The organism is Dysgonomonas termitidis (genome assembly GCF_042654545.1).
Lineage (GTDB): Bacteria > Bacteroidota > Bacteroidia > Bacteroidales > Dysgonomonadaceae > Dysgonomonas > Dysgonomonas termitidis.
Genome location: NZ_JBHSGN010000045.1, coordinates 45944 through 63223 on the forward strand (window position 1 = coordinate 45944; position 17280 = coordinate 63223).

At 43.8% G+C, this 17280-nt stretch carries 4 protein-coding genes; all 4 read right to left on the reverse strand.

Annotated features, from left to right (window positions below):
• Positions 1-6: 6 nt before the first annotated feature.
• Genes ACFO6W_RS05290 through ACFO6W_RS05305 form a run of 4 tightly spaced genes read right to left on the reverse strand, consistent with a single transcriptional unit; the run spans position 7 to position 17029 of the window.
• The gene (locus ACFO6W_RS05290) at positions 7-4659 is read right to left on the reverse strand and encodes a hypothetical protein (protein ID WP_379994331.1); all 4653 of its coding nucleotides are present in this window, start codon (positions 4657-4659) and stop codon (positions 7-9) included.
• A gap of 58 nt (positions 4660-4717) precedes the next feature.
• Positions 4718-10447 carry a hypothetical protein gene (locus tag ACFO6W_RS05295; RefSeq protein ID WP_379994332.1) on the reverse strand — a complete coding sequence of 1910 codons (5730 nt, stop codon included), beginning with the start codon at positions 10445-10447 and terminating at the stop codon, positions 4718-4720.
• A 26-nt stretch (positions 10448-10473) separates the two neighbouring features.
• Complete coding sequence (locus tag ACFO6W_RS05300; protein ID WP_379994333.1) at positions 10474-12552, reverse strand: fibronectin type III domain-containing protein; 2079 nt, start codon at positions 12550-12552, stop codon at positions 10474-10476.
• 28 nt (positions 12553-12580) lie between these two features.
• Complete coding sequence (locus ACFO6W_RS05305; protein WP_379994334.1) at positions 12581-17029, reverse strand: hypothetical protein; 4449 nt, start codon at positions 17027-17029, stop codon at positions 12581-12583.
• Between the last annotated feature and the right edge of the window lie 251 nt (positions 17030-17280).

Here is a 17280-nt window from a genome sequence, read left to right on the forward strand (position 1 = left end):
ATATATTTATTTTGTTGTTTTATATACAGATATCTCTACTAGTTGACCACTTGCATCATTAGTGATTATACCAACCTTTCCTTTTAAACGAGGTAAAATATCAATTTTTCGTCCTAAACCAGGTATATTATTAGCTCCATCCCCAATGATTTCAATTTTCACAACATCTCCATCTGTAATCCACTGATATGATTGCTTCTGTCCTGCTGTATATCCTGGTATTTTTCCATCAACAATAGCTGCCTTTTGACTGTGTTTGGCATCAATAATCAACAAATCTTTATTAGATGTTTCTACCAAATCATCTAAGTAACCCTCCACGGCCTGTCCGTTTTTATGATATATCTGTACTTTTACTTGTGTAGAGACCTTATTACCATATTTAAACTTCAAATAGTTTGTTACATTTTCCTCATGAATTTGCCAAGTATTACCAGCCTTCGGCTTAAACCAAGTTATTCCATCCAGATTTGCGGCCTTGCTTGAAATCTTTCCTACTTGTCCACTTGCATCCTTAAATATAATAAATCCGTCTACTTCATCAAACAGGGAATAACCTTTCACTTTCATTTGAGATAAAAGGTCATCGGTAATATTTAGCCATTGCACATTATCCAGATTCCGTGCAGTAATAGATACCTTTCCTTCCTGATTCGAGCCATTTTTAAGGATAATGGCTTCTTCGTTCCCATCTATGATATAATAGCCTTTGCCCTCTATTTCGGAAATCAGGTCAGCAGGCTTAACCTTTGCTTCCGTCCATTTGGCAAGGTTGCCTTTTGCTGTTTTAACAGCCGGGATTACTTCAAAAGCCCATTGTATGGCAACCTGCAAACCTACATCGGTTAGAATCTCTTTGGCATCTTCATTCGATGTAGTTGTCAGCGCGCGGTAATAATAGTAGCTAAACCTCTCGAACGATACCGAACTAAAATTGAAGAACAAGCCGTCAGGATCTGCTCCGGAGCGTTCGATTGCCCACATGGCCTTGATGGCAGGAAATGCACTTTCACGAGCTTCCCTTCTTACTTTTTCCTTTATACTTTGGGGGATATTAACTGTTCCGTATTTATCTGCACCGTAAATACCCTTGGCTATGTTATCCGTATACCGCGCTATATTCGCCTCATATATCCTATTCTCTAAAATTCTTATAGCATCTGCTCCACCGATAGAATCGGTAAACCATTTCTGGAAATCAGGATCGGAGTTACCAAGCAGTTCACTACCTGATCTTTTTACAATACAATTACAATTGCGATCAAAATATTCGACTTCTTTGTTCAAGGCACCAACCAAAGCATCTATATATTTGTCGAGACAGGCATCCGCATATGCTTTTTTCGTACCCAGTTCTATCCGGCAGTCATTATCCCTGCTTGCGGCGCTGAATACACTTTGATATTCATCATTGCTTATAGCCTGGCTTAATACGATAATGGCTTTGACTTTCCCGTAGTTATTGTTTTCAATCAGTGCATCTTTTAACTCCACACTCCGGCTTGATAGCTCTTCTACATCTTTAAGTTCATAAGCCTTGAACTGTTGAAGTGATTTTATGGTATTCGATGACAGGTCAACTTTACCATCTTTGTCTTGCAACTTCTGATACTCTGATTTTTCATAAAAACCGGCAAAAGTCCCGTCCTTTACGTAACTTGCAACAACAAATATCTTATTATTTGAGTTGAACTGGGAATTTGTCAGGTTCTGTATCTTGTCCCTGAATATGAAGGTGTATTTTTTGTTTCCGATGTAGAAACTTATTTCATCTCCCGGGTTATCGATCTGTTGGCTTGACTCTGTTTCTTGTGCAAGCATTCCCATACTCATCCCGCTCTTATCCTTCTGGAACAACCCTATCACATGTCCCGGAGCCCGTGTCTGATCCCATTGCAGTTTCACCAACTCCGTCCACTTTTCAGCATCTTTGGTTGGATAATCCATCAGGTTATATTCCAGCATACCCTTTTGAGGGAAACTGTTCCGTACCGGCCTGTCGAACGGATGCTCCAGATTGAATGCACCGTGACCGACTTCATGGGCAATAGTCCGTATTGACGCATTCGGGAACAGGTAGCCAAACTGCGAACCCAGCGGCATATCGCCTTCTGTTCCGCTTTCACTGGCTTTATCTCCTATTACAAATAGATACAAACCATCTTCCTGATACTCTCCCGACTGCTTAAAGGCTTCGTTAATAGCCTTCATATCATCGGTAAACATCGACAACAATCCGCTACCCGTCACATTAAAGGTCGAGCCATTCTTTGGTGTATAGCTGAACGGTTTCTCCAGCACATTCACCGTCCAGTGAATACCCACCTTGCCGTATATTTCATTCAGGCCGTTTTGCACGGTCTGTTTATCCAAACCATTCATTGCCCCGTTGACAGGAACAAGGGTTACACTGCGGTTGAACGGTTCATAGGTAAAGATATTCAGCTTGCCCAGTGTCTCATATTTATCGTCGCCTGTGTCCTGTACGGCATACAGTTCCTGCCCGTCGTTAGCCTGTCCGCCGACGATGGTCAGCGTCCATTCTTTGGTTTGGTTATCATATGTTGCCGGATATTCCCTGCCTTTACCCGTTACAAAGCGTACTTTCTCAGGAATAAGCTTATTATCCTTATTTTCTTTAATATATACGGCTATTTCATCACTCGCACCCGGCAGCATAAACTTGGCAGAGGCTGTTATGGCTGTGCCTTCCGGCTTATACTGGTCGTTATACTCAGTTACCTTTTCATAAATGCTATTATACTCGTCCAAAGCATATTTTGTGTTTTTGGTTGCCTTGAATGATAGTGTGCCGAGCTTGCTTTGCGTGTCTTTTGTTGAAGAGTCAAGCTTGATATCCGAAACTTTGGATACAGGTTTAACCTCTCCCTTTTCGTTTACTTCGTAGGTATTGCCTTCCTTATCCTCGATAGTAGCTGGCATGGTATCCGCTTCTACCTTATGCTCCTTACCTTCGCTGTCGGTCAGGATAAAGGTGTATTTGCCGTTCTCGCCCTTAGATATAGTATAGTCGGTTCCTTCTTTTATTTCATCCTTTGTCCCATCTGCTTTTAACGGCAGGGCTTTAATGTCCGGATTGATTGTATAGTCTACCTTAAAGGCCGCCTGTTCTTCACCGCTGCGGATATCGCCCACGCCTTTGCCGCCTGTCTGGTACTGGTCGGCATCGAACAGCAGGTTATTGTTCTTCGTGTCGTTTTTCGTTTCGAAGAAACCTTCTACCAGCCGGTTATCGGTATTGACAACAATATCTTTGAAAGTTACCGCTATCTGAGCTCCCTGTAAGTACGGAATGCCCACATACCCCTCGCCGGTGAACCGTCCCGAACCGCTTACCTTTGTGATAAACACAGGGAAATCGCCCACCAATACAGGCATGCCTGATTGCAGTTCGCGCGCAGGGGTCCGGTTGGTCAGGCTGATATCCGGCATCAGCCCGCAATTAGGCCCGTTTTCCTGTCTGTCGGGTATATGGAAAGCCTGAAGATCATTATACTGGAAGGCATCTCCTGCCACACAACGCGATCCGATGCGGTATTCATAATCTTTTCCCGCCTGCAAGTTATACAGTTGGCTTAACAATGGTTTATTTATAGTTCCGGTATACCATCTACTTGTTCCCTTTTTACGGTATTCGACAGTATATTCCATCGCCCCGGCATCCTGCCAGCTGATATCGACATGCCCGTTCTCATAAATAGCCCCGCAGCTTTGCACGGTTTTGCAGTCGGCGGTGTAATCAAACCAGGATACCGGACTATAACCATTATTTTTAAAAACACTTATCTCATCTACGCCTTCACGGGCTTTGGCCTGTACCCTCCAGGCATAACGCATGCCCGGAATCAATAATGGTTGCGCAACGGTATGTATAAAGGATGTGGATTTGGTGGTTTCGGTATAAAGAACCCTCGAATAATCAAAGGCAGCTTCAGGCGCGACCTGTTTGTCATAGATTTCGACCAGCGATATATCGTATTCCGTCCCGTAAGCTGCCGCTATGGAGTTCATATGCTTAGGCGTCCATGAGAACATAATGGACGGGATATTGCTTTCTTTTATTACCGAGCCTTTTTGCGGGAGGTTCAGTATGGGCGGTTCCCCCGAAGCAATCATAGCCTGGGCAAAGCCCGTTTTCGTATTGCTGACGAGGCGGTTTGTCCCTACCTCATAGACTTCAAAATGAAACCGGTAAAAATTATCGGGGAGCATCTGTGTCCGGTAAAACTCACTCTGCCCTCCGCTCACACGCAGGTTCTCCTTTTTGAAATAAGGTTCCAGGTCATTCAGCGACAAGGTTACAAGCATACCTGCCTGAAGCTCTATTTGCGGAGTATAGACCTCCGGCGGGGTAACCGCTGAAAACGAAGAAGAAAGTATCTTCATCCTCAAATAGACATTGACCGTCGGCTGCTGCATATCGGTATTGATAAGCATCACTTTCAGCTTTGCCTGCGTCCCGGTATAGTAAGCCGGTATATGAGGTGTGTATGGGGGCGCCAGCTGGGTGTACACCTGTACCGGATAGGTCTGCTGCTGTCCGTATATTCCCACACTTACCAGACACATGATCAGGATATACATACAACGAAGGAATACGCTGTTTATAATCTGTTGCCTATTACACTGCCGGTTCATCTGTATTTTTGTTTTATTATTTGCTATTCCTGTTATTATCACTTATTCTTTCGGGTTCTTACCTGACAATCATTTTAAGGTTCATATGCCCGGATGTCGTTTCCAGTATAATGACATAGGCTCCCGGAGCAATAGACTTATTGTAAGGAATGTCGTATTCCTTCTGTCCTGCATACTTTTTATCACTGACAGTATTGCCCGTACCAATATTGATTATACGCAGGCGGATGGCACTGGTCTTATTCAATGTGATCTTTACATTAAAATTGCCGTCGTTCGGGTTAGGATATACATAATATTTTTCAATAATAGACTCCCCGAACGAATCATCCCCTGTGCCGTCCCTGTCTACAACAGTAATTGTCTTGAATATCTCCTGGAAACAATCCCCTTTATGTGCCCTGAAGCCGATCTTGTAATATCCTGTTTCAGAAAACAGAACCCTGGCATAATGTTCATCCATCTCAACGACTTTTAGCGAGTCGGAGTCTTCAATCAGCCATTCCACACTGTCAGGGTTCGGATTGCTGATATTGGCTATTACTATCGTATCCCCCGCAAAGACTTCTGTAGCTACAAATATCTCGGAGCTGATGTCTACATCCTTTACGTTGATTTTTATTTCATCCGTAGCCTGACATCCTTTACTATCGGTTATTGTAAGTTTATAAGTTCCCGCTTTATCGACTGTAATTTCAGACGAAACAGCATTGAATGAATTCGGGCCGGTCCAACTGAATTTTGTTTTCGTATCAGCAACAGCGGAAGTTAAAGTAAGGCTCTGCCCGTTACACAAAGTACGGTCTTCTCCCAGATATACCGTTAACGGCTCAGGATCGGACAAGATAAAGTTATCGGTATATGTACATCCGTCCTTATCGGTAACAAGTACAGTATATGATCCTGCCTTGATATTGTCCAGGTCTTTGGTTACCGCTCCGTTATTCCATTTATAAGTATATGGAGCCGTACCGCCCGTTACCTGTAGCTTAATACTTCCGTTATCTGCCCCGTAGCATACAGGGTTTGTTGTTACGGCAGTAACCTGTAAATCTGCCGGTGTCGAAACTTTTGCGATAGCTGTGGTTTCACATCCCCTGCTGTCGGTAACAAAGACAAAATAGCGGCCCGGAGTAATATTATTAACTGACGCAATCTTATCCCCGGTGCTCCACTGGTAGCTGTATGGGGCTGTACCGCCTGTGACGCTGACGGAAATTTCAGCAGTCTGCCCGCATATTATTTGTATATCGGTTGCTGAAGCTTGTAACAATTCCGGCTGGCTAAGGTTATAATCAACCGAAACAGTATTTACAGTGCGGCTGTAGTCTTCTATTTCAACTTTGTAATTACCTGTGGATATATTGGAGAGGATGCTGTCCCGTTCGTTGGCAAGCAGGGCATATCCTGTTCCCGGTTCTTCCTTATACCATTTATAGATATAAGGCAGGCGTCCAGCTACCGGATTTTGGATGCCTCCTGTGGCGTGAACAGTAAGCTGCCCGTCGAACATGCCGTGGCAGGATATAAAATGGGATTCTTCCACGCCTGCCAGCAACTTATCGGGTTCGGAGATGATATATAGCTCCGTAACTATACAGGTAGCATTGGCCTCCGGATAGGCTCCCGCATAATTCTTGTCTTTTACTTCTACAGTATAGTTTCCTTTCGGTATATTATTCAGCAATGAAACATATTTACCATTTTCAATGGAACCTGTTGCAGACAAGGTTTGACCTGTATTATTCTTCCAATCCACATTATAAGTGTTGTCCACATTTGGCGCACCTCCTTCTATTGTAATCTTTATATTCCCGTCGGAGCGGCCGAAGCCCGAAGCATCGGTTTTAGACATGCCTGAGATCGCTAATGGTATGGCAGGTTGAGCCAAGGTGATTTCGTGTATGTCTTCCGACTTTATCTGAGCATAACATCCGTTGGCATCCTGTATATAGACACTATAGGTTCCGGAATAAAGGTTGTCTATCAGGAAGGTCTTATGATCCGGATTGACTGGGTATTCTATATAGTTGGTATCTGTTCCCGCCTTTTTACAGAAGAGCCTGTAACTTCCTGTTCCGCCTGCTACCTCTATCCTGATAAAGCCGTCGTTCAGTCCGTGGCAGGAAATATCCCGTGTGGTTAATACGGTGGTCAGCAATGTTGGCTGGGAAATTTCAAAAATTCCGGATTCGATGGTATTGGCGGTGCGGCTGAAGTCTTCGATCCTTACCTTATAGAATCCTGCCGGACGCTGTTCTAAAATGCTGTCTGTTTCATTCGGGATAAGCGCTGCGTTACCGTTTTCTATTTTGTACCATTTATAGGTATATGGGTAGATTGTCTGGAGGTTAGGCACTCCCCCTTTTGCATGGGCAACCAGCGTTCCTGTAGTTTCTCCGTGACAGTAGATGCTGTCTGCCTGTATCAGTTGTACAAGCAGGGGATCGGGCTGGGTAAGGATATAAGTAGCTGTCGCATAGCAGGTATTAGCCGTACTTCCATAATTGTTGTCCCTGATCTCTACGGTGTATGTTCCTTTGGGTTGGTTTTGTATCTTTGAGGTAAATACGCCGTAGGCATCAAAAGTGTCAGTGCTTGTTATTACTGTACCTGAGCTATTTTTCCAGACAATATCGTAGTACGGTGCGGAGGCATTCATCGTTCCTCCGGATACTTTGATTGCTATTTCTCCATCAGAACGTCCAAATCCGGATACATTGGTCTGGTTTGTTTCTGTAATGGATAAAGGAGTCATTGGCTGGGTCAATATAATTTCATGGACATTATTTCCATTTATTTTTGCATAGCAATTATTTGCATCAAGAATATATACATTATATTTCCCATAATAGAGGTTATCAAGATAAAACGTATTATCTCCCGTATTAACCGGATATTCCCTGTATGTGGCATCTGTCCCTTCCTTTTTACAGAAAAGTTTATAGTCTCCCGTCCCTCCGGATACACTTATCCGGATAAAACCTGTGTTTTCGCCATAACACCCTATATTCCGGGTTGTAAGCGTTGTGGTAAGCAATACGGGTTGTGTGATTTCAAAAACTGCCGACTCGATTGTATTGGCCGGGCTGCTGGCATCCTCGATCCTTACCTTGTAAAACCCGGCGGGACGGTTTGACAGGATGCTGTCATTCTGATTCGGGATAAGCGTAGCATTTCCGCTTGTGACCTTATACCATTTATAGTTATAGGGCATGCCTGAGAAACTTCCGGATACGCCGCCTCTTACATGAGCCACGAGCTTCCCCGTTTCTTCTCCAAAACAATAGACTCCATTTGTATTTTCCAACTGTAAAGTCAATGCTTCCGGTTGGATAACCGTAAAACCTGCAGTTACATAACAGGCATTGGTCACACCTGTGTAATTCCTGTCTTTTATTTCTACCGTATAAATGCCATTGGTTAGGTTTTCTATCTTCGAGGCGAAGATATTGTCCGTCCCTGTCGATTCACTGCTTGCTATCGTTGTTCCCGAAGCATTTTTCCATGTTACAATATAAGCAGGATTTCCCGGATTCGGCGTTCCTCCTTTTACTTTTATCGTGATGCTTCCGTCAGAACGGCTGAAACCGCTGACAGGTTTTACTACAGCATTGCTTATCTCCAAAGCCTGTGGGGGCTGGCTGATGGTGATTTGCGCAACGTCGTTTCCTCCTACCGGAGCAATGCACCCATTTGCATCGGTAATGTATATCCAATATTCGTTAGCCGTAAGGCTATTCAGGGTAAATACGCTTCCTTGCGGGTTTAACGGCTGGCCATAGGCCGCGTCGTTTTTCAATTTATAATAGAGCTTATATCCTCCGGCACCACCGGATACTTCAATACGGATCGATCCGTTATTGTCTCCGAAGCATGTCACATCCTGTTTTGCCAGAGTAGTGGTTAACACTGCCGGTTCGTTTAGGATAAACTCTTTTCCGGCTATATTTACAATCCGGCTACGGTCTTTGACTTCGACCTTATAGTCTCCTGTACCCAGGTTCGGGGCAATGCTGTCGGTCACAGGTATGGTTTGGTATGCGGTTCCGGTCTTTTTATACCATTGGTAGGTATAAACCTGTCCGGGTTCCAGTACTCCCCCGCGGGCGTGGGCAACTAATTCTCCGTTTGTATTACCATTGCATAGTATCTGCTGCGTATTTTCAATGGTTACAACCAATTCTTCGGGCTGGCCGATTGTTATCTCATCCGTAAATGTACAATTGTTGGCGTCTTTGATTTCCACCGTATACGTCCCGGCTGGGAGGTTTTTCGCTATTGTCCGGAATTTCGCTCCCGAAGGATCGTTCTCTACACTTGTAACTGTTTGGTTTGTTTGTTTATTTTTCCAGATAACGGTATAAGTATTGCCGGATAAAGGTGTTCCCCCATCGCCTTCCAGTGTCACCGAGCCGTCGCTCCTGCTATAACCTGAAGGTTCCGTGGAAGCCTGGAAAACAAAATCCAGCGCCTTAGCTGGCTGGGTAAGGGTTACTGTCCGGATAATGATGCCGTCTATATCACGAAGTTCGCAGTTATGACTGTCTGTGACATAGTATTCGTAAGTTCCGGGTTGCAGATTGGACAGGATGGTTTGGGTGGAAGAAGTAAAAGCTGTTGCCGTATAGCTCCCGCCCTGTGCGCGCCAGTGAAGGGTATAACTGCCATCACCGCCGGAAGCCGCGACGGTAATCGAGCCGTTATCAGCTCCAAAACAAGCGATATCTGTTTTGCCAGCAGTGGAATAGGTAAGAGGCAGGAAGCTTTCTATCTTCCCCGTTTTTTTATGATCCGGGCTATTTGAGTAAGTCGTAAGGCCATTATAAAAACCGGATACCTGGATCTCATAGTTGCCTGCATCAAGGTTTTCAAGGTAAAAACTATTATCGCTACCTACTACCGGATCTGGAATATTACCGATAGATAAGGTTGTAAGATTCTTATAATCTATGATCAACCGTTCACCGGATAACAAGGCTCTGTCCAACTGTACTTTCAATTTCCCGTTTGCCGCTCCATAACAAATCTTATCTGTAGCTGTAGTACTCAGAATACGGGGAGAGGATTTACGGATATTATAGGATACAATATTCGAAACAGAATTATTATTATAAGCAACCTGCCGAAAATCGACATATTGTCCGGCATAATTATCTGCATTGTTACCCAATATATCTTTGGCATTAGCTAAAATAGATGATTGCCCATCGTATTGAGGCAGGGGAGTCCAGCCTGAACCGCTTATACGGTATTGCCAGTTATATTCTTCATATCTGAAATTAGTATGGGATTTAATCGTAATCCTGTCTTCCGTTGGAAGATAATTGGTCTCTTGAATAATTGTTAATCTTGGAAGTATGCTACGATATCCGTTAAAACCAAAGTTCTGACAAAACCGCGTACCGGTACTACTCGTATAATAGCCATAAGAAATATAAACATATCCTGTATATCCCTGATTATTCTCACATTTTCCTCCAAACAGACTGCCGTTCCACTTCCTCGGTTGCGAATTTACCCAAATGCTTGACAAGCGCTTGTCTGCGGTAAAAGTCTTTGTCCATGTCCGTGGAAGGTTTTCTCCATCTCCTACCGGCTGGTTAAAATATTCTTCTTCGGAACCGTTGCTGAACCGCAATTTTGTATGCACATAGCTTCCGCAATTACCTGATATGCTCGCATAAACATCAAGTTGGCTTATATAGAATTTAATTTCATAAGTACCTACTTGCCCCCTGAGAAAAGCCGAAGTCAGAAAAAAGAGAAAGAATATTATCTTTTTCATATATTTTGTGTCAGGTTTTTAAGGTTTTAATAATTTACAACAATTGTCTTTGTTTTCGATGGCCTGCCCTCATCGGTAATATATAGAATCGTATAAGTATAATTATTCCCTGCGGACACATTCTCATCCGTAACCCGTGTTTCATCCGGCTCCAATTCTTTCCATAAAGCCATCTTTTCATCTTCGGTAGCTTTGTATATCCTGTACAATTTTGCTTTTTCATGTTTTTTCCATGATAATTCGATATAACCTTTATTGGAATCAGCATAATAGGTCAATCCTGAGACTTCATTGGATGCTGTATTCGACTTGATTTCAATTTCAAGGGGCTGCGGAGAAAAAGATTTCTTCCCGTCAGCGCCATAAGCGACCAGACTGTAACGGTATTTTCCCGCTACAGGGATTTCATCCGAGTAAGACGTTGTATTATAATCACCTGAAAATACTGTCCTGGTATATTCCGGGTTGTCAAAATTCGTCCGGATCAGTTTATAGGTTATATCCGGATGTCCGGGGTTTGGGGTCCATTCAATAGCAACTTTATTATCCGGCAATAATTTATACCCGGTAATAACAGGCTCGTCCGGGGTCTTATTATTGGGCTTGACGGCTTTGACCGGCATACATGGCGCCGATTCATTATAGCGCTCATCGATAGCTGTCAAGCTATAATAGACATAGCTATTACCCAAATCAAGGGAAAGCGTATCGGCATAATGGTTTCGGGGAATAAATTCCGGTGTTACGGATGATTTCTCCTCGTTTTCCGTAAAAGAACGCAGGATGCGGTAACCCAATAAGTCCGGTTCCTGATTCTCAACCCAGGATAAACGGGCAACTCCCGTAGAGTCTATCCCGACTTTCAATCCTGTCGGGACAGCAGGAGGAATGGAATCTACCTGCCTCAGCAAAAACGGGAAAGACTCCGTTTTACGCCCATCATTGGCTTTTACCTGTAACTTAACATACGATCTGGCATCGGTTAACGGAAAATCCAGTTCCCTTTTATCCAACGGGATATTGTCTAATAGAGACTGGTATTCCCCGTCTATATCTTTTGATACCGACAGGCTGAACTTATCGATCAGGCTGCTGTCCTCACATTCAAATTCCCAATAAATCTTCGCGCGGTCTTTTCCTATGAAATCCCCACTGTAAATATAAGGGATACAACTTAAAGCTTTTTCTCCTTTTCCGCTGACTTCTTCACTACAAGGCCCTGTCTCATCGAATCCGGTCAGTCCGGTCACCCGGTAGGTATAGACGGTTTCATTGTTTGTAAGGCTGTCGGTATAGAAAATTTCCTTCATTTCACCGTCCAGTGCGGTAACTGGCAGTTCCGTTATCCTTTTAAAAGTACCACCCTCTTCTTTACGCTCTATATGGTAAGAATGGTAGGTATCCGACAACAGAGTGTAGTTCCATGACAGCATCGCGGTCTTGTCTCCAAACAGAGCATTTAACCCGATGGGCTTGGGCAGTTCCTTTTTATCTTCCAATCCTAAATAGACTGCCGCAGTATCTCCCTGTAACCTTTCCGGACGGTTCAGGTAAATACGGTACAGGTAACGCTCGTTGTCTCTTACCGTATTATCCGTCCATGCCCAGCCGGCCAATACTGCTGCCTTATAATCGTATTCGGCCATAAAGACCGAAGTGGAAAAACGCTGTTCCAACTCGTTTGCCTGGTTAATAATACTGCCGATATCATTATTCCCCGAAGCGCTGAGCTCAAAGTCTTCACCGTAAAAAGCCTGTGCGATGACGGCTGCATAATCCGACTTATTGGCATATTCTTCCCAGTCTGCCAAAGCTCGTGGTTTTAAGTTTTCCACAAATATTGTCTCTCCGGGAGTTTCCTGCCACCGATTATCAATCATTACAGTGTAACGCTTGACTGTATATCCGTATTTAATTCCGTCAGACCATGCCCTTGTATTTCCCGGGGACCAGCGAAGTTTTATTTCATTCTTATCTGTAACAAAACCTTTGGCCCGAAAATTCTCTATTGGTGTAGCGGTGACATTATATTCCTGAGCTGATAATGTAATATTATTCTGTACAAACTGTAACAAGAATAAATATATAATAAGTTTTTTCATCATTCTGTAATTCTATAAATGTGTAAGATTATTATCGCCAGTCCAGTGTATTTATATAATCCATCTGCCTGGTAGTTCCCGCTTTTCCGCCCGGAAGGTTGTACCGGAAGGTTGTTTTATAGTTCCCCTGCCTGATAAACAGGAAGTGGCTGTTGATCAACGGCATCAGCGGCTGCATATTAATACCCTTATCGAATGAATTCACTGCTTTTGTCCTCAGTTCGTAATAATCTTTACTGTAATAGTACGGCAGCTCATATACAAACGGCAGTATCTTCGACATAAAATCGTTAAAGGCATCCCCGGATATATAGCCCAGGTACCCGTCATACAATGGGAAAGCTCTGGACGGAGGTACACCGTACTCATTTACATCCCTGCCGGTAATGGTAATGCCTTTTTGCGGATACCAGTTATAGACTAAAGGCGCGATGTCTTTTGTGTAATAATCATTATCCATCGCCGCTTCCGCAGATATCAGAGGTGCTCCCGCGGTATAACCGTTACCGGTAAGCTCCGTTTCATCGAAAGCTTCGTAGCTATCCCTCGATTTAAGGAGCAATGAGCGTACATCCGTATTTACATAACGGGATGTCGGTTCCAGCTGTAATACAGACAGTTTTTGACCGAAAGTATTGTATTGGCTTGTCCGGAAAGGGTATTTCAACACTTCCAATACGCCGTCCTTTGTTATTTTTTGTGCAGCCTGCTGCATATAGTCTACAGAGAAGGATTCTCCTTCTGCATCGGTCAATGTGCCGATCGTTTTCCGTGTTTCTGACGGTTGTCCGGTTTGCCCTCCCGTGGAGGCGGCAAATACCAGTTCATAGTCTGTCTGGTTTACGATATCAGGCAGGGAATAATTAATACGTGAATCCGAACTGCTATATCTGAAAGCCGCCTTTGCCATATTGCCGTTTTTCGCTGAAAAATTAGCGTCATAGGTGAAGTTATCAGGGAACAGGTAGCTTTGCCCTTTTTTTAGCTGCACATAGCCGGCATTTGTCTCTTCCTTAAAGAAATTCCGCTGTCCTACAACCGGATAACAATATGAGATATTAGTAAGCGGGATATAATTGGGAGCGCCGCCTGTTTTAAAAGAGGCTTCCTTCGACTCCCTGGCTATATTCCCGTTTTGTGAAACCACAGACCAGCTTCCCCCTTTGTATTCTTCAAAATTGACCGAAACGGATACTTTCATATCATTATACGGAGGCAATATCTCTTTTGACTCAAATGTGGCCGCATCATTAGCCTTATTCATTTTCACCTTGCCTTCAACCTTTTGGTTTTTACTGTCTGTTATATAGAAGTCGGCAAGTTTTATCCGGTAGGATTTAATATTCCCGTTGTCGTCCTCGATATCGAAAGGTTCGCCTAAAGGCATATTGAAGGTAGCCTGCGGAGACAGGAATACATCTACATCCGTATCTTTATCGTATGGGGTCAGGTCTGCGATCAAAGGCATGTCCAGAGGGGAACTGTCCCCGTTGATGGCTACCAGCTTGCAGTCGTTGCCAAAGCTCATTTTCATTTTCATATTGGCTTTGATCAGGCCTCCCAGTACATTCAGTCTGACGGCCAGTTGTCCGCCTACCCAGGTCGGATTCGGAAGCCTTGCCTGCAACAAGGCGGCCGTGGAGCCTTTAATGACAGTAATTTTCTTTTTGATAAACAGGAGTTTGATTTTAACGCCCAGTTCACCCGACAGGTAGGCATAGCACTGCCCGTTGGCATACCAACCGTCCATACCGACAGGAGTATTGCTTCCTTCACAGGCATAGTTACTCATATCACGGAGCATAATATCGAAGCCTGCCCCGGCCATAAAGCGGGCGTACAGGATCAGAAAAGTCATATCCCCTGTATCAAATGAGAAGCGGGAACCGAAAGCGACTCCCTTGCCCGCCGCCGTCAGGTCCGGGCTTTTCATATAGTCCGCCTCCTGCGGGGTGATTCCCAGTATATCGATGACTTCTTTGGGAACGACCGGGTTTTCCAATTTGTCACCAAGCATAAAATAGGACTGCGTACTTAAGGATAGCGGCCCCAGTCCAAGTTTTAGTCCAACCGGATTATTGGGCGTACCTACATGAATATACCAACTCTGAGGAGAACAGTGGAGTTTGGCCCAGCCTGCCTCATTATTGTTGCCTGTCCCGCGCAAGATGCCACCCGGCGCATAGACCATCACCCTGAAATCGGCATCGAAGGTCTTCGAAGGGAAATCATAGTCCATGGCCATATAGGCATTGATTGCCCCTGACAGTTTAAGGTCGGGCAATATCTTTTTAGTTATATCCGAGCCGGACATATTACCCGGCAGCTTATCCGTTAAACTGTTGCTGATATTTTCGACCTTTGCCTGCGCATTCTTATGCATGTCACCGAGCTTGCCGAGTTTGCCGCTCATATCAAGCGGTGACATAAACTGTGCGCTGCCGTAAAAGCGGATATTCTTTATTCCCCCGGAGGACAGGAAGTTCATTTCAAAAAGGGCATCTCCGTTCAGGGCCAACTTGCTTCCGACATGATATGAAACTCCGGCCTTCAGGCCTAATGATACTTTGTCATCCGGCGCATAGGCCTGGAGCTTGCTTCCTACGGCAGGCGACATCCTGTAGTAAGCGCCTCCGGTAAACCCGTTCAGGAATACCGGGCCTACAGGGATATCTGTTCCCTTGAATTCTGCCTGCCCTTCTACATACCAGTAACGGAAATCCTTATTGCCGAAGACGGAGGTAACCCCGACTTTCAGGCCTGATGATAAGGCGCCGAAAGTCGCCTGTATATACCCTCCGAAATAATTCCCGTATATGGGGTGGTCTTTTTCTATGCGTATCTCCCCATCCAGGCTAAAGCCTGCCAGTTGGGTGTTCTCAAGTTTAATGGCTCCGATATTAAGCCCCTTGAATTTCCAACGACCGTCTGTATACTGTGAGGCTAATTCCAGGCGTCCTCCTGCCGCTATTTTCTCCTGCATCAGGTTGACTTTGATATCGAATCCAAGCGTAGCCAGATCGTTAGCCGTTTTAAAGCGTATATCACTTATTGTGACAGGAAAATTGTTCAGTTTGACTTCCCCGCCGTATTCGACGGATTCCACCGAAAAGTAAGGAGATTCGGTAGCGAATGCCAGCTTTTTGAAAACGACCTGTTCCATCTTAAGACCATCCTTATCAATACCCATCGAGCCGTTTAAGACGAGCTTCGGGCTAAAACGCCTGTCCTTCACCTGCATCAACAGGTAGGAAGTCGGATCAAGGCGCATTTGGGCTTGTCCGAATATGTCAAAAGAGAGGTTTTCTCCCAGGCCGACCTTGAAGAGGTATTCATTATTGGATATGTATGCTTCATAAGGTCGCGGCTGGCTTTTCTCCGAGATGGGGATATTGATCTGTCCGCCGAAACCAAAACCCTTGATATTATTCGCTAACAATGACAAACGGAAATCTTCTACCGAGAATCCCCAGCCCGAAGCGTCTCCGTATTCCAGCGATAATATATTTTTACCTGTGATATCACCTGTGATGCCATTCTCGTCTATCAGCAGGTGTGATGCTTCCAGGATGATCCTTTGTCCCGATTGTTTATTCTTAAACTGTTCCGGAAAGGTTAATGTAAACCGGTCAACATACAGGCCCCGCCATAAGTCGGGGTCGGGTAATGTAAAATATTCTCTGAAATATTGAGGGTCAGGAGTAAATGATATGGGATTTTTCAGATCACTTAAATCCAATGTCGCCCTTGACAGACTGAACTCAAAACCTTCGGCTCCTTTTATTTCGAAGGCAGGAAGCGAAATTTCTGCGATCAGATCGTTCCAGTCATGGATAACGGTTTTAAAACTGCTTGTAACGGGCTTGCTTCTGTCGGATACAAGGCTAAAAGTATTTTGATTCAGTATTACATCGGCGTCGATGGATAGTTCTTTGAAATTACCATTACAGTCAAGGGAGACATAGGTATTGGATTCAGCCCTTCCTGTACTGTCATTCAGGCTGCCTTTAAAAACGACATTTCCCAAGTTACCAAGGGAAAGGGGGATATTATTCAATAAGGATAATTTAACATCTCCAACAAGATCTCCTGTATTGGTTATTTTAACATCTGTGGCTCCGAATAATAATTCCTTATCCTGTTTGCTACCTGACTGCGGGATACGCATCTTCATCAGGAGTGTTAATTTCCCGTATTGATTTCCAAAACGCACATTGGTGATAGCCAAAGTAAATGGTATATTCCCCACGATCTTCTTTATTCCCACAGGCAGGTTGTAGGCTGTACCGGCCTGTTCGCCTGTCCCAATATTCAGGTTATCAATGAAACGGTTTTGAGACTCTATAATTGCAAAGTCTTCCTGTGCCTTGTCTGCTTTTGGTAAGGATTGGGGAAAAAGATTTGGCCCCAAATAAAAGAAAAACAAAGAAATAAAAAGAGCTTTTTTATTTATCAAAAATATAGATAAAGAGAACGGCATATTATGTAATTCTTGAGTTCAGTGTTTGGTTATTTAGGATAATTTTTCATTATCACGGCACAAAAGTCAAAAGTAGTAAAAAATTTTAACAATTATCTTTTTTGTAAAAAAAAATTAAATTAAACTTATTTTAAATGATTAGTATATTACGATGCTTTCTTTGTGAAAGCAATTTTTACACCTTCACCTATAATTAGGGTCTGCTGATAAACTGATAATTCGTTAAGGATGAGTGAAAATACTTATATTTG